At 38.0% G+C, this 17,411-nt stretch carries 18 protein-coding genes; 9 read left to right on the forward strand and 9 right to left on the reverse strand.

The window, feature by feature from the left end; translation table 11 throughout:
• Window positions 1-410 precede the first annotated feature (410 nt).
• Both H6731_08425 and H6731_08430 read left to right on the forward strand, forming a co-directional pair.
• Window positions 411-1,364: a hypothetical protein gene (locus H6731_08425; protein ID USN50281.1), complete on the forward strand. Its 954-nt coding sequence runs from the start codon at window positions 411-413 to the stop codon at window positions 1,362-1,364.
• Window positions 1,365-1,483: 119 nt separating this feature from the next.
• Window positions 1,484-1,834, forward strand: coding sequence for a hypothetical protein (locus H6731_08430; GenBank protein ID USN50282.1), 351 nt, complete (start codon window positions 1,484-1,486; stop codon window positions 1,832-1,834).
• 202 nt (window positions 1,835-2,036) lie between these two features.
• Here H6731_08430 and H6731_08435 read toward each other — a convergent pair whose 3' ends face one another.
• Window positions 2,037-2,411: a hypothetical protein gene (locus H6731_08435; protein ID USN50283.1), complete on the reverse strand. Its 375-nt coding sequence runs from the start codon at window positions 2,409-2,411 to the stop codon at window positions 2,037-2,039.
• Window positions 2,412-2,696: 285 nt separating this feature from the next.
• Window positions 2,697-3,641 carry a hypothetical protein gene (locus H6731_08440; GenBank protein USN50284.1) on the reverse strand — a complete coding sequence of 315 codons (945 nt, stop codon included), beginning with the start codon at window positions 3,639-3,641 and terminating at the stop codon, window positions 2,697-2,699.
• Window positions 3,642-3,824: 183 nt separating this feature from the next.
• On the opposite strand from H6731_08440, the gene H6731_08445 reads away from it, so the two are divergent.
• Together H6731_08445 and H6731_08450 are read left to right on the forward strand one after the other, a co-directional pair.
• A complete protein-coding gene (locus H6731_08445) occupies window positions 3,825-6,314 on the forward strand; it encodes a S49 family peptidase (GenBank protein ID USN50285.1) in 2,490 nt (829 codons plus the stop codon).
• A gap of 302 nt (window positions 6,315-6,616) precedes the next feature.
• Complete coding sequence (locus tag H6731_08450; GenBank protein ID USN50286.1) at window positions 6,617-7,366, forward strand: biotin--protein ligase; 750 nt, start codon at window positions 6,617-6,619, stop codon at window positions 7,364-7,366.
• Window positions 7,367-7,444: 78 nt separating this feature from the next.
• Here the strand turns inward: H6731_08450 and H6731_08455 are convergent, their stop codons facing one another.
• From H6731_08455 to H6731_08480, 6 genes are all read right to left on the reverse strand, one after another.
• Complete coding sequence (locus H6731_08455; GenBank protein USN50287.1) at window positions 7,445-7,870, reverse strand: DUF1284 domain-containing protein; 426 nt, start codon at window positions 7,868-7,870, stop codon at window positions 7,445-7,447.
• Window position 7,871: 1 nt separating this feature from the next.
• Complete coding sequence (locus H6731_08460; protein ID USN50288.1) at window positions 7,872-8,435, reverse strand: biotin transporter BioY; 564 nt, start codon at window positions 8,433-8,435, stop codon at window positions 7,872-7,874.
• A gap of 152 nt (window positions 8,436-8,587) precedes the next feature.
• Window positions 8,588-9,028 (reverse strand): transcriptional repressor, encoded by a 441-nt coding sequence (locus H6731_08465; GenBank protein USN50289.1) that lies wholly within the window; start codon window positions 9,026-9,028, stop codon window positions 8,588-8,590.
• 15 nt (window positions 9,029-9,043) lie between these two features.
• Window positions 9,044-9,940 (reverse strand): DMT family transporter, encoded by an 897-nt coding sequence (locus H6731_08470; GenBank protein USN50290.1) that lies wholly within the window; start codon window positions 9,938-9,940, stop codon window positions 9,044-9,046.
• Between the two features lies 1 nt (window position 9,941).
• The gene (ybeY, locus tag H6731_08475) at window positions 9,942-10,412 is read right to left on the reverse strand and encodes an rRNA maturation RNase YbeY (protein ID USN50291.1); all 471 of its coding nucleotides are present in this window, start codon (window positions 10,410-10,412) and stop codon (window positions 9,942-9,944) included.
• Between the two features lie 3 nt (window positions 10,413-10,415).
• Window positions 10,416-11,399: a PhoH family protein gene (locus tag H6731_08480; protein ID USN50292.1), complete on the reverse strand. Its 984-nt coding sequence runs from the start codon at window positions 11,397-11,399 to the stop codon at window positions 10,416-10,418.
• Window positions 11,400-11,612: 213 nt separating this feature from the next.
• Between H6731_08480 and tnpA the strand changes: the two genes are divergently transcribed.
• The 5 genes from tnpA to H6731_08505 all read left to right on the forward strand — a co-directional run bounded on the left by tnpA (window position 11,613) and on the right by H6731_08505 (window position 17,003).
• Complete coding sequence (gene tnpA, locus H6731_08485) at window positions 11,613-11,879, forward strand: IS200/IS605 family transposase (protein ID USN50293.1); 267 nt, start codon at window positions 11,613-11,615, stop codon at window positions 11,877-11,879.
• Window positions 11,880-12,219: 340 nt separating this feature from the next.
• Window positions 12,220-12,384, forward strand: coding sequence for a hypothetical protein (locus H6731_08490; protein ID USN51969.1), 165 nt, complete (start codon window positions 12,220-12,222; stop codon window positions 12,382-12,384).
• Window positions 12,360-12,545 (forward strand): hypothetical protein, encoded by a 186-nt coding sequence (locus tag H6731_08495; GenBank protein ID USN51970.1) that lies wholly within the window; start codon window positions 12,360-12,362, stop codon window positions 12,543-12,545. The genes H6731_08490 and H6731_08495 overlap by 25 nt, the downstream gene beginning before the upstream one ends.
• Before the next feature lie 235 nt (window positions 12,546-12,780).
• Window positions 12,781-14,187 carry an IS110 family transposase gene (locus H6731_08500; protein USN50294.1) on the forward strand — a complete coding sequence of 469 codons (1,407 nt, stop codon included), beginning with the start codon at window positions 12,781-12,783 and terminating at the stop codon, window positions 14,185-14,187.
• Window positions 14,188-14,537: 350 nt separating this feature from the next.
• On the forward strand, window positions 14,538-17,003 hold the full coding sequence (locus H6731_08505; GenBank protein ID USN50295.1) for a hypothetical protein: 2,466 nt from the start codon (window positions 14,538-14,540) through the stop codon (window positions 17,001-17,003).
• 124 nt (window positions 17,004-17,127) lie between these two features.
• On the opposite strand, the gene H6731_08510 is transcribed toward H6731_08505, so the two are convergent.
• Window positions 17,128-17,370 carry a hypothetical protein gene (locus H6731_08510; protein ID USN50296.1) on the reverse strand — a complete coding sequence of 81 codons (243 nt, stop codon included), beginning with the start codon at window positions 17,368-17,370 and terminating at the stop codon, window positions 17,128-17,130.
• Window positions 17,371-17,411: the final 41 nt, after the last annotated feature.

The following is a 17,411-nucleotide window of genomic DNA, read 5'->3' on the forward strand; positions in this document are numbered from 1 at the left end:
AGTAATTTTATTTTTGAAGTCAATGGGTTGTTTAAGTTACTAATAAGGTTTCTATAGAGAACATTTTTGAGGTAAGTAAAAAATTATTTTATTTTTAAATTATATCTCTGAAAGAAGTAATTTTTGCGGCAAATATATGTTCGATCTCCAAATGCTGCAAAACAAAAAATAGAAAAGAATATTCCTATCTTCTAAACTCAAAGGTGCAATGGAGAGAATTAATCACCACATGGCACCATGAATTTATGAGTTTTATAGTTTATCGACTCAAAACTGTGTGCTTGAGGCTGATGTATTTTGGACAGGAAGCACAATATAGCTTTTTCAGTCTCATAGGCAATAAACCAGTCAAGTATTGCAATAAATGAGAAATTATATGTACTTTAAATGTTATATGTGCTGGGGATAATATGAGTTTTCTCGAAAATAATTGTTTTATACTATGTTTAAGTATTTTGTTGATGGCAGGCTGTGATACATCAAGTCAAACTCCGCAGCCAAGAATGATTACTGATAGTGCGTTGCCACCAGTGGGCATTGAAAATAAGGATTCAGATTGTTACTTAATCAGCTTGGCTCAGCTCATATTGAATTCTCCAGATTTTCTTGCAGCATTCAAAAAAGTTGCTCACAAAAATCCTATTTATAGCGACTTGGTAGAAGCATATCAGAAAGCACAACAAGAAAAAACGTTTTTGCTTACCGGAGAAGGTAGTGCTTTTCGGAAATTTAAACAATATTTGCATAAGCTGTATGGCGATGATGTATGCAAACCAGGAGCATCGAGTGCTCCTGGGTTTGTTTTCTTAAAGATAGTTCCCGATATTCTTAATGCTACTGATAATGCATGGCCGCCTGTAATTAAAACGATTACTACTACTACTACAAAAGAATCGGGAGAATCTAAACAAGAAAGTCTAGATGAGTACTTGTTAAATTATGCTGGAAGTGATGGAGCAAGTCTAGATAATAGTGATTCGGATATGGGACAGGAAATAGTGAAGCAGTTCATCTCTCGTGAAGTTGTTAGATTTAGCAAAATACCTGAAAGCATCTTTTTTAGTGCTAACCTTGCTCCTTGTATTAAATGTTTTTCTTTTACGATGCCCAACCAAATGTTTAATAATATTAAAGAAGCAGAACATGGTATTCAGTATAAATTATCTTATTTTGCGGTCCACATTGGTACAGTAGATATAGGACATTATTTGTGTTATATGAAAATTAATGGAATTTGGTATGAGGCCGAGGATACTCATATTAAACAGATTGGCGATGATGAAGAAATTAAAAAGCTTCTGAAACCTGTTGAGCCACAGAATGCGTCAATTGTGCTTCTAAGGTATGAACGCGTTCGTTCTTAGTAATCTTTATAGGCAAAAAACAGTTGTTGGTTGTGTTATAAAGACGGTCACCAATTCTCTTTGGAGCGCTAAAAAACTGGAAGTCAAAGAGAGGCATACATGCATTGCAGGAGTAGTGAGTGCAGCCATCGCTCATTATCGCACGAGATCGAGCGCATGTACGCGAGCTCTCTAAAAAATTCCGTTATAAAGAAATCATTAGTGCATCGGCATTTTTTGACAAAGTGCGTACACTTGCGTTTATTTACGATGCTCAACTAAGACGTGATGACCATGCGCCATTATTGTTAGCACAAGATATTTTATCGCAAAAAAAGAACTTCCCCTTACTGTATGCACGTAATTTTGTCACGCTTTATTCATCTTTCTTTCACGGTACCAAAACACCTCGTGACTTAAAAAATACTTCACAGCGCTATCGCGTAAATCTTTTGAATATGCCATGCATGAATAACTATGGCGAGAACTAACTTATTCCACTCTTTTTGCTAAACGCTGTAAACTTGTCGAACTAATTTTCCTGGTGCTTTGTTTGAATAGGTTAACGTAGATGGCAATGATTTGCATTTCCATAGATTTCTCTTCTTGTTGTAAAAGAGATTTTCAACGGTAATGCAAATTTGTTCTATGCCTCAGAATGGTAGCAACTTGGGTTATTTAATATTTTCTATTCTAATTTGGTGGAAGATGATTTAAAGGAAAACTAAAAATAATATTCCAGCTTTCTGGGCTAGGGCCTAAGTTTTTTTGCTCAAAAGATTCTACTTTATGAATGACGGCACGGTGCGTTGATTGTAAGTGATCAATCATGTTATTTGATGTATCGCCTAAAATTACGACAGAGCAAATGGGACATTTTGTATGGTAGTCAGCCATAATTGTAGATTTATGATAGTGACCATTGTTGTGACGAGTAGAGGAATATTCTCCTCTTAAAACTGCTTCAGGTCCTTTGCAATAGATACCATTAGCTGGGTCATGGCAAATATCACTAGAAAAAGTTGCCAAAGAAAAAACTCCAACAATAATAATACCTAAGTTTTTCATGATTACTCCATGATTGCTAAAATGCCACTGTCCATTGAATCATGCAGACTGTAATTTTATTCGCTCTTGAAATTAATCAAGCCTTTACTTTATTCCTCGTCTTTGCTTTGCTGCGGGCGTTCCTAAATTAAATGGATCGTGTCCAGAAAAAGTTGAAAGGCTTCTTAATAAATTTTTTCACTAAGTCCTCGCGTGAGCTGCGGAATCGTTCAAAAATTTATTAAGAAGCCTTTCAACTTTTTCTTTACATCACCAATTAAAGGCTTAGTAGGTTTTGGGATTGTATTAGTTAATGAGCTGATCGAGATTTTTCATTAAAGTTGAACCATTAAAAGTGCTTTCTTTTAGTTTGTCTAACAATTGTTTGACGGTGGGTGAGGATTGGTCTTTAAATAAATTATTCCTAATATTATTGAATATTTTGTTATCATTCATGTCAGTTATCCAATGCAAGGTCGCAATTGCTCTTTCCTCACTGACTTGATAGGGTTTACCGATCACTAAAGAATAAAATGAAATGCTTTTATCAGAATCCTTAGGAGGCAACTTTATGGCAGCAGTTTGGGGAGATAGCATGCCATCATGAGTGTGAACTTTAAATTCTTTCATTTCATTAATTTTTACTTCTTCTGACACATCAAAATCAGCATCAAAAATACCGTATTCAAAATTATCATTAAGTCTGTCGCCTTGGAAGTGATTGGGAATATCAGGATCAGCCCAAGTATGAGCTTTTAAGTAGCTAATATTACTTTGATTTTCTTTTTCATTGTTGCCTATGGCATTGCTATTTTGCACTATCCAATGAATCTCTACTTTGTTTTTTCCTAAGAGATTTTTTTCCTCTAGTTTTTTCCGAATATCTTGGGGGAGTTTTGATTCAAAATCATGTGGTAACTGAGCTGAAAAATTAAAAATAGGTGGCATATTGTCATAATCGGCCACTACTGTTGCCTTAGGAAACTTTCCATCAGCATAGTTTGAGAATTTTTCTTCATCATTTTTATAAGAAAATATGCGTGAAGTTCCAATTTTATTTCTTAATATCTTAGATTCTAAGAATTTTTCAGGATTTACCTTGGGTTGATTTTTATTTGGCTTATCTGTTTTTAGTGTTTCAGGTTTTGATTTTTCCGAATTTTTTACGGGCTCATCTTTTGTAGTAGGACCAGTATTGGAGCAGGAATAGATAGTAATAAATGTGGTTAATATTAATATTCTATTTAACATGAAGTACCTCGATTTTGTTGTTTTTTGGTTTGATGATAATAGTGCGATATTGTTCTGTAATTTTATAAAAAAACATGGTTGTAAAGAGTATTAGAAGAAATTCATAAGATTTAAACTCTCTTGAAATCATTGTTGGAAACTGTGTGTTGCATAGTCTGTACACAGCTAAAGATCGGTTTAAAGATGAAGAGTTGCTTATGGTTGCGCTTGTTTTTGTTACTTTTAATATCAAACGTGCTTTTAGGAACGCTCAATGAGCGTTTTGTCGGCGATGTTAGCAGTATTTCTAATATTGAGGGTGTCTCCTCTCTTTGGAATAATCCAGCAGGTCTTTCTTTTTTTGGGGGAAGCGAAGCTACTTCAGCCTATGCTTACGAATGGAATGAACTGGGAAACAGGCATCATGCAGGTTTGAGTATTGCTGCTAATTTTTTAGATGTGCTCAGTTTGGCCACGGGTTTTAATTCGCGAATTGCTTCAAAAAATACCAAAGAAATTTTTGGCAGTGATTTGAGCGGAATTTTTGCAGCTTCCCTCAAGTTGAGCGATAAACTATCATTCGGTCTTTCTTTTCTTAAATCATATTATTTCCAAAAAGAATTATTTCATGACACCAAAGTGAGTTTTGGTTTTCAAGCGCGCCCAACTTCTTATTGGGCTTTGGGCGCTTTGTATCAAGAAGTGAATGAAGGTTTTTTTAAAGCGCCTGAAATCACTGCAGGAATGGCGTTTCGCCCATGGGGAGAAAATTTTACTGTGGGAATTGATGGCAGATTGAGCCCCAAGGGAATTAACTGGGATGATGGCTTCCGCATTGATCCGATCTTGAGCATCAAAAGCTACATTGGCGGGGTTGGCGGCGGATTTTCCATTGTAATTCCAGGCATAAAAAATGGGTGGAGCAATCCCCAAATGTTTTTTGGGATTGAACTTAATTGGGCTCACTTAGGTTTGACTCTGAATAGCCATATGTCTCCATCCAATAAAAGCTATAGCGTAGGCGGCAACATCAGAACGTCGAGCGAAGAGTGGAGATCAATAGATAAACCCTATGGACTATGGGTTGAGCTTAACATCGATCGCAGTGGAGGCATTGATCATAAATCAAGCGTCTTGGATTCGCTCTTTGGTCAGACTCAAAGTCCGCTTTCTGTGTTGGCTTTGTTAAAAAGAATTAAGGATGACCACTCTATTGCGGGAGTTATTTTTTATCTCAGTGGCCTAAGAATCGGAGATGCTCGTGCTCAAGAATGGCGTGATGCCATCATATCTCTAAGGAAAACTCAAAAACAGGTTATTGTTTATTTGGAAAACCCATCCGAGCGAGATTTTTTTGTAGCGAGCGTTGCTGATAAAATTTTTATGAACCCTTCTGCAACTATTTCTTTAAATCGTTTTCAGGCCCACCTAACATATCTTGCCGCTTCTCTGAAAAAAGTCGGAGTGAAAGCTGAAGCAATAACCGCAGGAAAATATAAATCAGCTCCTCGTAGATGGACCCATGAAAACCCGCAAAAAGAAGAAATCGATATAGCATCAAATATACTCAATAGTTTTTATGATGCATTTATCGATCATGTATCTGAAAGTCGTAATATCGAAAAAGATCAACTGAAGAAAATTCTAGATAGTGGAGAAATAACATCGCAAGAAGCTAAGGATTTTGGCCTTATCGATGGAGCAATTTATAAGGATCAACTTCAGCAAGTGCTTCTTAATCAAGAGAATGTCACCTTGCCTGTATGGAGTGACTACTCTCAACGGACACTAAAAAATTATTCGTGGGAAGTGAAGAAAAAAATCGTGGTGATTCCCATCGAAGGAGAAATTGTAGATGGAAGAGTGGGGCCATCTTTACTTTCGGTATTGAGTGAAAAAACTGGTTCACAAGATGTTATTGAAAAAATTGAGAACGCGGTATCGGATCCCAATGTTGTGGGAATTATTGTGCGTATCAATTCAGTGGGAGGTGATGCTAATGCCGGAGATAAAATACATCGTGCATTGAGCAAGGCACAAAAAATAGTTCCAGTGGTTGCATCAATGAGCGACGTAGCTGCATCAGCCGCCTATATGATAGCAGCTGGAACTCAGTATATTATTGCCGAGCCCAATACAGTGACTGGCTCAATCGGAGTTTTTTCTCTCTATTTTTCTGGCAATCAATTAGCAAAAAAAATCGGTGTACATGATGCAGAAATTTCGCCCATAAAAAATCCAGGACCGAATCGATTTCGCTCTATGACTCGAAATGAACGCGCTCAGGCACAAAAAATTGTTGATTGGTATTATCAAAATTTTATTGATCGAGTTTCAAGCGGTCTTAATCTTGATGCAAAGACGGTAGAGGCTCATGCTCAGGGCCGTGTATGGCTTGGCCATGAAGCTTTAGAAAGAAAATTGATCCATAAGTTAGGGGGCTTTATGGATGCAGTGGATGCTCTTTGGCTCTTAGCACAACTTAAAGATGATCAAAAAGTAGATTTGGAAATTAGTATTCCGGGGGCGCAACAGAATTTCTCTTTGTTGCCACCTTTCTCTTCTTTATTTGGAAGACAAAATTATTCAGATGAACATCTAGAAAAAATATTGAGTCCATATGTGAAAATATTGGACTTGTATAAAAATAACGGAAGCGTGCAAGCAAGAATTCCTTTTGATATCGATTACTAGCGCAATTTTGCTTCCAAGTTATTATCAGAAGTGGCATTGCGAGATAAGGAACAAAAATAATTTTGGTCTATTTCTCGTTTGCCTTAGAAAGATTTTAGCCACTATGTGCCGCTAATTATTATCAAGGCTATTGGGAATTAATAGTTGAGCTGAGAATAATGAAAAACTAATTGAAGATTGTTTTTTTATAAGTTTATTGTTGAGGTTAGTCTGAAATGAATTGTCTTTGTTGCTGCGTAAATCACCTAATAGTTTTACTATTTTTCTTATGGGCTCCAATTAGCCAGGCATTAGGAAGTACAGTGTTCATATATGCCGATAAGGGCACATGCATGGAGTGTGTGGTAGAGACAGAAAAAAGTCTTAGCAATGAGTTGAGCAACTATAGCATTAAAAGAATCATGGCTGATGAACTTCTGATGAGTAGATGGCAAGGAGAGGCTGCATTATTGGTAATTCCCGGTGGACGAGCAACTCCTTATGCAGAATTGCTTAATGGAAAAGGCAATGACTTGATACGACAATTTGTTGAAGGTGGTGGTTCTGTTTTAGGTTTGTGCGCTGGTGGTTATTACGGAGGGGCGTTCGTAGAATTTGCTAAAGACACCACAATGGAAGTGGTGAGAAAACATGAACTGGCATTTTTTCCTGGGACGGTAATTGGTCCGGTACTTGCGGATTACGATTATTACTCTGAAAGTGGTGCACGAGCTGCTCGCATCAAATGGATAGGTGTTGGAGAATCATTGTATGAAAGAAAAGCGACTCTTTATTATAATGGCGGAGGCTATTTTGCTCAGGCGAATGAATATCCTAAGACGAGCGTGATCGCCACATATGAGGGTGTGCATAATAATCCAGCTGCGATCATTGAGGTCTTAGTTGCCCAAGGTGTTGCCATCTTGAGCGGGGTTCATTTTGAATATAATTGTTCCGTATTAAATCGGATCGACTGGGAGCTTAATAATTTTATCGAAGAATACAATTGCCAACGAAGGGAGCTCTTGAGAAACGTATTGTCACGGCTTGGCCTAAAACTTATGGCGAGCTGAATTAATCCTAGAAATTAACTGAATCCTTAATATCTGAACGCCCGCAGCAAAGCGAGGACTAAAAGAAATTAGGCTTAGTTAAATTCTGGAGTTGGTGTCATCATCACTTTTAAGTTTTGAAAGGGCATCCTCGCAAACGCCCATTTTTTGCCACTCGCATGGAGAGCATGCTTTACGGAATTGTTGCAAGGACATGTACTTGCTGATGCGAGCTTTTGCCTCACGAAAAGTTAAAACGTCTTTGTTGGAAAGATCGAGTATTTCAGCATGTGCACGGTCGAGTTTTGCGATCTTTTTTTCGCTGTTGCAGGTTCTTGTTTGTGGACGTTGATGCGGACATGCGGTGCATATACTATCGATGCCGATGACGACCTGGATTTGAGTATCTTCATCGCTTCTGATCGTTTGAGCGATTCCATCAAAGTTTTTGATAAAGGTGGGTGAGTAACCAAGTCCTTTATAGGCAATGCTACAAAGGAAATGATGGGGACGAAATTGAATCAACTTATGCACCGATCGAGAATTTTCCACCGCGAATGAAACGCAGTGCTCCGCTCAACAAAATTGCTTTTACTGCGCCGGGAAGGATGAAGGGCAAAAGACCGAAGGCAATCGCATCTTTAAGACCTATGATTGAAGAAAGCCACCCCACACCAAAAATAAACACAACGATAGTTCCTAGTATGCAATTAAACAAGATGCCCCAAAATGAATCGAGTACGAATCTTTCGCGCATGAGCGTCATTACATATACCGAGGCTGTGAATCCTACAATATAGCCAGCCGAGGGGCCATAAAGATGAATAAGTCCACCTTCAAAACCCTGAAACATAGGCAATCCCATGCTACCGAGCGCCGTGTATAAAACGACCGATAAAAGAGCAGACTGTCTTGAATAAAGTAAGCCAATGAGCATAACTGCTACCGTTTGCATCGTGATGGGAACAGGCTCCATAGGAATAGCGATCTGGCTGCAAGCAAAAAGCACCAAGACACCTAAGGCTATCTTGAGACTTTCAACCTTAAGGTCGAGTCCCTTGGAAACTGCCGCGGTATTAGCCATTTTCATAGGTATTAACTCCTATTAATTTCTTTTGCATGGAAGCGACGAAAGAGGCCGCCTAAAAAATAGTCTCATAGCTTTGGCTGACCTAGCAAGGAGAGATATTTGCATCAAGTGGGCAGAGAACTTCTTCGCATTAGACATTTTTGGCACAATCATCACTGGCATTTTTTACAAAGGCCATAGAGTTCCATTTTATGATTGGTGATTTTAAAGTCGTGAGCTCTTGCAACTTTGCTTTGTAATATCTCTATCTGCTCATCAAAAAATTCAATAATGGCTCCACAGTGAGTGCAGATGAGATGATCGTGATGCTCGTGATTATCAAAAACGGGCTCAAATAAAGCTTGTCCATCTTGAAAATTATGGGCCTTGGCAAAGCCAAATTCTTGTAAGAGCTTGAGCGTACGATAGATAGTGGCCAAACTAATTTTTGCATCAAACTGTCTGGATTCAAGCAGGATTTCTTCCGCCGTTCTGTGACCTTCTTTGGCAAAAAAAGTTTTGCAAATGGATTCTCTTTGGGTTGTGAGTTTTAGGCCAGAACGCCTAAGTTTTTGCCGGAGATTGGCTATATTCTCTTCTTCATGCTTTAACATAAATCTCATTCTTGATTAGCTTTTGGCTTTGCGTTCACCCCGATAAAACAACCAAATACCAACTGCAACCATCACCAGCGCTATTAAATGACTGAGCTCTAACTTTTCATTAAGTAAAAAAAGCCCATAGAGCGAAGCAAAGACAGGACATAAAAATCCTACCGCACTCATCAAAGTAATAGAAATATGTTTTAGGAGCCAGCCATAAAAATTATAACTGATGACATTAGCGACAACAATGAGCAAAGAGGTCCACAAAAGGAATTGGTTAAAATCGCCGCGAATGGGTGAGGTGCCTTGGGATATCATGTACCATGTAATCAAGCTCAAAACTCCCCCTATCAGCATGGCAACTCCGTTGATAAAGGAAATGCCATAGCCTTGATTCATGAGATTTGAAACTAAAAACCAGGCATAACTCGCCGAAATAACAGATAACAGCAAAACTAATTCTGGCAGCGAAATAGTTAAGAATTCCCCCGCTGCAAGATGTACTTCATCGCCTGAAAGAAAAATTGGCAATAGACCAAACAAACCTATTAGCAGTCCGATGGTTTGCATGAAACTGGTTTTTTTCTTCAGAATAAAAAAACTTAGAATAGCGGCAATAAATGGTGTTAGAGAATAAGTTATAGCCGTTTTGGCCGATGATATATATTGCAGTGCCCAAAATTCTCCTATGAAAGGAAGAAAAATATGAAACAAACTTACGCCGATAAATAATTTCCAGTGCTCTTTTTTAATCGTAAAATCGTTTGCTTTACTAAACTTGTGAACAAGAAACATTAAAGGAGAAGAACAAAGCATGCGCACGCCGATCAGAAAGAGTGGATCGGCATAGCCAACGGCGACCTTAGCAATAGTAAAAGTAGAAGCCAAAATGGCATATTCAAGAATTGCTAAATAAATCATTTTAAGTACGTCCGATCAAACTAAGTTCTGGTCTGAGGCCTGCCACCTCAAGCAAATACATCTCTCCTTGCATTTGTATGTCTGCTTCTTCCTCTGAAACTTCATGATCAAGGCCAAGCAAATGAAAGAGTCCATGCGCACATAAGACAGCGACTTCCTCTTCAAGGGTATGTCCAAATTGTTCAGCTTGAAGTTGTGCCTGTTGAACACAAATGACAACATCACCCAAGATATTTTGAGTATGAGCAAATGAAGCTTCTTCAGCAGGGAGAGGAAAAGAAAGAACATCTGTGACTTTTTTCTTTTTCTTAAATTGATGATGCAGTTCCATCATTGATGATTCATCAACAAAACAGACATTGAGCTCATGATTTTCCAGACCTGCAGCATTCAGTACCTTTGCTACAATCTCTTGAACTGTTTTACGATTTTTTTTGTTGATCTCTTCAATGCCAATAATATCGATTTTCACAATTTAAGTCCTTATTTTATCTTTTTTGTCATAGGCTTTTACGATTAATTGCACCAAGGGGTGTCTCACTACATCTTTTTCAGTAAGTTTACAAATGCCAATTTGAGAAACATTTTCTAATATACTAATTGCTTCAATAAGCCCGGATCGCTGGCCTACAGCAAGATCGATCTGAGTGATATCTCCTGTAATAACCATTTTAGAGCCAAAACCAAGGCGAGTGAGCGCCATCTTCATTTGCTCTGGAGTTGTATTTTGAGCTTCATCAAGGATAACAAATGCATCATTGAGTGTTCGGCCGCGCATGAAGGCAAGGGGAGCAACCTCAATAACACCGTGCGCAACCAATTCTTCAGCCTTTTCGGTACCCACAAGATCAAAGAGAGCATCATAGAGCGGTCTTAGGTAGGGAGAGACCTTTTCTTCTAAGTTTCCTGGCAAAAAACCGAGTTTTTCACCCGCCTCTACAGCAGGACGAGTAAGAATGATGCGCTTGATTCTTTCAGCCTTGAGCTCCATCACGGCCAGGGTCATAGCAAGATAAGTTTTTCCTGTACCAGCAGGTCCAACAGCAAAAACAAGATCCTTAGTTTTCATAGTTTCTACATAAGATCGCTGCCCTGGACCTCTGGGATTAACTTCGCGGGCATTGGTATCTCGATATAAATTTTCTGCAATAAAATCATCGGGCTTTGCTTTTATCTCACCCATCATACGCATTCCTGCATTGCGAACATCGCCGATAGAAAGAGCTCGTCCTTCTTCGATAAGTTTGGCGAGATGTTTAAGAAGCTGACTTGCTTTTTTGATATTTTTTTTAGGGCCAATGAGGGTGACAACATCGCCCCTGGCACCAATGCGAATATGAAAAACTTTGGCTATAGTTCTGAGAGTTTCATGTTCAGGACCGCTCAGTTTATGCAAAATTTGGGTGTCAAAAATAAGCTGTTCACTGACTTCGGCGCCATCTTTATGTTTTGCAGACATATTTAACCTGTGGAAAGAAAACAATCAAATCGAATTGAATATAAAGTTTTGTCTTCTAAAAGGGGGCTTGGAATTAGAGTATGAATCGACGTATTCGTATTTTTTAAATGAAAATCTAGGGTAATCCACTGGTTTGACCAGTGAGACCAGCAGAGCCTTGGACGACAAAAGAGTAGAGTAACTCCACGGTGGCGAAACCAATAGGAGTTACTCATGTCCGAGTTGTATCAAAGCCTATCTCATTCGAGATGGGATTGTAAGTATCATATAGTTTTCGTTCCCAAATTCAGACGAAAAATTCTTTATGGAGAGATCTGTAGTTTTTTAGGACCTGTGTTTCATGAACTAGCCCATCAGAAAGAGTGTCGTGTAATAGAAGGGCACATGCCAAGGGATCACGTGCATATGTGCCTAAAAATACCGCCAAAGCACGTAGTTTCTTCAGTGATAGGTTTTATCAAAGGGAAAAGTGCTAGGTAGTACCAAGAAAATGTTGAGCCAAAATTTTTACGTGACCTCGACAACAAATTGAACCCACAATCTGTTGAGGAAATAATGGCTGTCCTAATACCGGTGCGCTGCCCTGCGTGTGGAGATACTGAAACGATAGTTACGTTTGGTTACACCCACAACGAAAAGCAAGGTTATCGTTGGCAATCGGCAGAATGTAAAAAAAGCTAGCCTTCAGTCCATAAATATATAGCTATGCTTGAGCGCGAAAGTGATCCATCACGCACTGTGGATTTGGTCAAAGTAGAAGAAGTTGTGAAATCGGAGTTTCGTCGCTAACAAACAAAATCAGCGCTGGTCTTGGCACGCCATTGCTCATGAAAGCGGTGAGGTCTTGGCATATGTCATTGGTCAACATCAAGATAGCGTCTTTCTGAAACTTAAAGCCTTGCTCGAACTTTTCGGCGTAGGACATTTTTCACCGACGGCTGGGGCGGATATGAGCGCTACATCAGTGAAGAGCAGCTATCTATAGGCAAGGAGAACACTCAAAGAATAGAAAGAAAACACCTTATTCTGCGCACAAGAATCAAACGCCTGACGCGGAAAACTATTTGCTTTTCAAAATCTGAACGAATGCATGATATTGTTCTTGGCTTATTCATCAATACGCATGAATTTGGCCTCGCTCTATGATTTCAACATTTTCTGAACACGACCAGACACCCCAGTAGCAATTTTCTAGGGAGCTTGTACATCGGCTAAAGGGAAATGGCCTTTATCCTGCTTATAAGCTCCCCACCAGGCCTGCATCCTTGGCAATGTCTAAAAATAAGTGTTGACCTAGCATAGCCCGGAGGGGCCTGCATAAAAGTAATAACCCCTTGTATGAACGACTTAACAACAACCGATCATGCAAGAGGTTTTTTTCATGACAAAGAGAAGTAACAAGAAATATCCAAAATCTCAACCCTCATCTGCTTTTAGGCTAACACCCATGAATCCATGTGTTGCTGGCATAGACATTGGCTCTAGGTCTGTATTTATTTGTATTGGTTTTGCCGACGGTCACCAAGAGATACGCGAATATCTGACTTTCACAGAAGATCTCAAAAATATGCTGAGGTGGATCCAACAAAATGGTATCCAGAGCGTAGCGATGGAGTCCACAGGTGTGTACTGGATCCCGGTTTATGATATTTTGGCCCAAGCTGGCATAGACGTCATGCTAGTAAATGCATACTACCTCAAAACGGTGCCAGGTAGAAAAACAGACGTGAAGGATTGCCAATGGATTCAACAGTTACACGCCTATGGGTTACTGCGAGGTTCGTTTCGCCCTGATGACGAAGGGGTGATATTCCGTGGGTATGTAAGACAGAGAAGCCGTTTATTTGAGTTGGCATCGCAGCAAGTACAATTGATGCATAAAGCTCTGGTGCAAATGAATCTTCAACTCAACCACGTGGTAACAGACATTACCGGTGTTACAGGGATGAGCATCATTCGGGCGATAGTCTCTGGCGAGCGAAATCCAGTAGCCTTGGCCAAATATCGAGATTGCCGATGCAAAAAAGAAGAAAAGGAAATAGCCAAAGCTCTCGATGGCAACTATCGGCAAGAGCATCTACTAGCCTTGAAACACGCACTTGAGGCTTATGATTTTTTCCACCAGCAGGCTTTAGAATGTGAAGATGCTGTAGAGCAAATGCTGAAGAAATGGCAAGTTTCTGAACGAGCAAAAGAAGCCCTAGCTGAGATTCCAAGTTCGATGGAGGAATCTCCAACAAACCGGCGAACAGCGCGGAGGAAAACAAAATCCAATCCCAGCCCCTATCACTTTGAAGCGGATATCACTTTGGAAAAGATTCTTCACGTCAATCTCACAGATATTCCTGGTTTGGAAGCCAATAGCATTATAAAAATCCTGGCTGAAACCGGTACCGATATGTCAAAATGGCCAAGCTCGAAACACTTTGCTTCCTGGCTTGGCCTTTGCCCTGGCAATAAAATCTCCGGTGGAAAGGTTTTGAGCAGTAGGAGCAAGCCAACTGCCAATCGAGCATCACAAGCCCTGCGCCTGGCAGCCAATTCTCTCTACCGCTCTAAAACGGCCCTTGGCGCCTATTTCCGTCGAATGCGGGCAAGACTTGGTGCTCCAAAAGCAATTACAGCAACTGCCCACAAGCTTGCCAAGATCCTGTATACGATGCTGAGGGAGCGCAAGAGTTTTAACGAAGCTGGCCAACTCGCCTACGAACAGGCGTATAAAGCGAAACAATTGCTATCCTTGGAGAGGCGAGCCCAAGAACTTGGATATAAACTGATGGCCTGCTAATAATTGAAGTAATTTTACAATAACAAAACAAATTTCTCTCAACTTTAAAGGCCGGCGTAGCATTGGTGCTAAATGCCCGATTATAAGCTTGGTCAGCATAACTACCGATAATATCATTGGTGAGATTGTTTGTCAGAAGACGAATAATCATCCCGTTTTAGAAGAGTGTTCAATTTTAAAGTAGTGTGTAAGTTTTATAGAAGTTTGAATAAGAATGACATAAATCGGAAATCATCAATGTGAACTTATTTAGAAGCACAAGTCAGTGTTATTTTGTAGGATACTAATATAGATTGTTGGTTTGTAGATATTAATAATATAAATAAATGACTGAAATTTAAGAAGGAATTATGAAGTATATTAAAATTAAAAACTATGGAATTTGCCATATTGTTTTTTTTGTATTAATTATGCATTCAAACGTTAATGCATTAGGATTTTTCAATTGGCTTGCTGGAAATAACAATTTCACAATTAGTAAAAAACCAACACTAAATAAAAATACAAATAATGTCGTATCTATACAAAATTTATTTAATGATAAAATATTATTAAAATCAAAATCACCTGACGCTGCACTTTACACTTCAAAAGATAAAGGATGGGTGTATAAAGAATCGTTTTGGAAGCTCGACAGAGAAGATGAAGTAGAACGCTTGTTTGAGCAAGTATCTTTCATGCCAAACAAAAATATCGATTATAATAATGTAAAAGCATTTCCTTTAGAAGTGCATAGTCAATATTCAATAATTATAACTCTTAATATTGTAGAAGGCCAAAGTAATGCTTTTATTGTCAATACCTCAGAATCAAACATGCTAAAAGAAGCAATAGAGCAAATAAAACAGAATGAATCCATAGAAAAAATCAATCACTGGAAATTACTGTTTAAATTTAATGCAAGCAATGCTTTTCTCAATTATCTGGCATCCAGTAGGTCTTTGAACTTAAATCAAGAAGAATTTGCGAAAGATCCTTTATCAAAGCTCAGTGCATTAAATCTGCAATGGGTTCACGATAATTTGCTATATGCTGATGAGTTTGCACAAAACATACAGCTACGGGCAGCTCTTTATGACGTCATTCGAAATATCATCACAGTAATCAATCAACGCACAAATGAAATGATTGAACAATTAAAGACTGATTCACCCGATACTGAAACATTAAGGAAGCAATTCAAAGACATAAAAAACTGGCTATTCAAAAAAAGAGAAAATAATAAATCTGAAGAAAATCATGCTGCATTATTAACCAAAGCCTTAGTTGATACAATGACTACATTTGAAAAAATCTTCAATGAAAAACCAGAGCTGCAACAGGACAGAGAAAAAAAAGTTCGGGATTTAATAAAAAATCTGTATTCAAATTTTGATACTTTACCAGGTTTATTCGCTCAGAGTGATCAGAAAAAAAATATTCTCACTCTTAACAAAACCATAATAAACCAAAGATCTTTTTCAAAAGTGGAATTATTACTTGAATCATCAGACAAACTTATAAAGCAAGCAGCATTGAGCTTAATAGCTTCAGCAATAAATATTAAAGATATCAGAGACTTTTTTAAAAAAATAAACTTAGCTAATGAAAATCAGAAGGAGCTTACTGAACTCAAAGAGCAAATTGAAAAATTAAAATTAACATCAGAAAATAATTTCAATCAAGCTAAAGAAAATTATACTAAAGTACAAGACAAACTAAACAAAGCTAAAAATACACTTAATAGTGTAGAAGAAAAACTTACCAAAGACACTGAAGCACGGTTTAATGAACTACAAGAAAAGCTTAAAGCAAGCTCTAACGAAAGAATATCTAATCAAGTATCTCTCAACGATGACCTATTGACTATCTTTGAAAGCTTACTTGATTCCTTAGAAAAAACTAAATCATTTTCTGAAAATACAAATGTTACAGGATTAGCAGATTTAATCAAAACTATAAATAATCAATTAGAAACTATTACTAATAAATATGAAGAGAGGAAAAAGACTTATGATAATCATCAACCTCAAAAAGAGACAATTGTTGACGCCCAATATACAGTTAAACAATTAATTCAGCAGTTAGATTTGCAGTATAAATACTGGTATGGTTACCTCTTAAAATGGTACAACGCGTCCACCAAAGAACATCGCAGTAATAATGCTGAGCTAAAAGATATTCCAGCATACGCTGAAATATTAAAAAATTATTCCAGCGAGCTGTTTGATGATACAATAATGACGAATCCTCTAATATTTAAAGAAAACATCAAAAACTGCTTAGAACAATTGAACAACAAAGTTCCAAGTAACAACCCAGAAAATATTGGAAAAAAAATATTAGAAATCAGTAAAAAAGATACCATTGAAGCAATGTCAATAGAGGCGGAATATGATCTTGTAAATATATTTACAAACTCAAAAGAGTACACTTATGCAAGTAATAGTTGGTTTAATAGTACCCCTATGAAAATCACTCTAGGCAAAGTTGACTCTGGGTATGTGTTAATTATTAACAAAGATAATAAGCTATCATTATATAAAGTAGCAACAGCCAAGTACATTTCATCTAAGAACATCAATTGGATCAATAATCCAGAACCTTTAAAAGAAGCTTATAAGAGAAAAACTAATAGTCCCGGAACTCTCAAAGTTCGTCTATACTTGGATGCAGATAGAACAGCTGAAAATTACAAAAAATATGCTGATTTAATAATAACGATTGATAAAAGCTTATTGACAATGCTAAAGCTGGAAGGTCTTGAAAATATAACCGGTGATTCAAAGCTTTTCAAAGGTAAAGAATTCGAACTTAAGTCTAATATTCAACGTTAAACCTTTATAACACTAGCAATTAAAATGGACTGTCCTTCTAGTTTCATAAAAGGACAGTCCAATTTTATAAGAAGTAAGCTCGACTTTGGCCGAAATTTGATGATTTGATTTTTTATCATCCACGTTATGCGGCCTGGCAAAGTGCTTGAAGAATAAGGTTGTCATTCTCATTGCTATTATTCAACAGCCGCACGGTGCCTGGGCTGTTTTGAAATAGGTGATGCCAGGGACTGTTGTAGGGATCGAAGCCGAATACCCTTGATAAGTTCGTGACTGTAGTTTTTTCGATGGTGATAATTCTTGCAGCAAGAAGTTCACTCAGCCGACTCAGACTAGGAGAACTAAGGCATTCGGCAAAATTGTTCATGAAATCTTTTATGATGTGCTCTTTTCATTTCTCGGCAGCTC

Source organism: Myxococcales bacterium, assembly GCA_023898405.1.
Lineage (GTDB): Bacteria > Myxococcota > UBA727 > UBA727 > JABDBI01.

What these genes read in the sequence shown, in the direction of transcription:
- H6731_08425 (USN50281.1), top strand. Translation starts at nt 411, where the DNA reads ATGAGTTTTCTCGAAAATAATTGTTTTATACTATGTTTAAGTATTTTG.
- H6731_08435 (USN50283.1), bottom strand. Translation starts at nt 2,411, where the DNA reads ATGAAAAACTTAGGTATTATTATTGTTGGAGTTTTTTCTTTGGCAACT.
- H6731_08440 (USN50284.1), bottom strand. Translation starts at nt 3,641, where the DNA reads ATGTTAAATAGAATATTAATATTAACCACATTTATTACTATCTATTCC.
- H6731_08445 (USN50285.1), top strand. Translation starts at nt 3,825, where the DNA reads ATGAAGAGTTGCTTATGGTTGCGCTTGTTTTTGTTACTTTTAATATCA.
- H6731_08460 (USN50288.1), bottom strand. Translation starts at nt 8,435, where the DNA reads ATGAAAATGGCTAATACCGCGGCAGTTTCCAAGGGACTCGACCTTAAG.
- H6731_08465 (USN50289.1), bottom strand. Translation starts at nt 9,028, where the DNA reads ATGTTAAAGCATGAAGAAGAGAATATAGCCAATCTCCGGCAAAAACTT.
- H6731_08470 (USN50290.1), bottom strand. Translation starts at nt 9,940, where the DNA reads ATGATTTATTTAGCAATTCTTGAATATGCCATTTTGGCTTCTACTTTT.
- H6731_08480 (USN50292.1), bottom strand. Translation starts at nt 11,399, where the DNA reads ATGTCTGCAAAACATAAAGATGGCGCCGAAGTCAGTGAACAGCTTATT.
- tnpA (USN50293.1), top strand. Translation starts at nt 11,613, where the DNA reads ATGTCCGAGTTGTATCAAAGCCTATCTCATTCGAGATGGGATTGTAAG.
- H6731_08500 (USN50294.1), top strand. Translation starts at nt 12,781, where the DNA reads ATGACAAAGAGAAGTAACAAGAAATATCCAAAATCTCAACCCTCATCT.
- H6731_08505 (USN50295.1), top strand. Translation starts at nt 14,538, where the DNA reads ATGAAGTATATTAAAATTAAAAACTATGGAATTTGCCATATTGTTTTT.
- H6731_08510 (USN50296.1), bottom strand. Translation starts at nt 17,370, where the DNA reads ATGAACAATTTTGCCGAATGCCTTAGTTCTCCTAGTCTGAGTCGGCTG.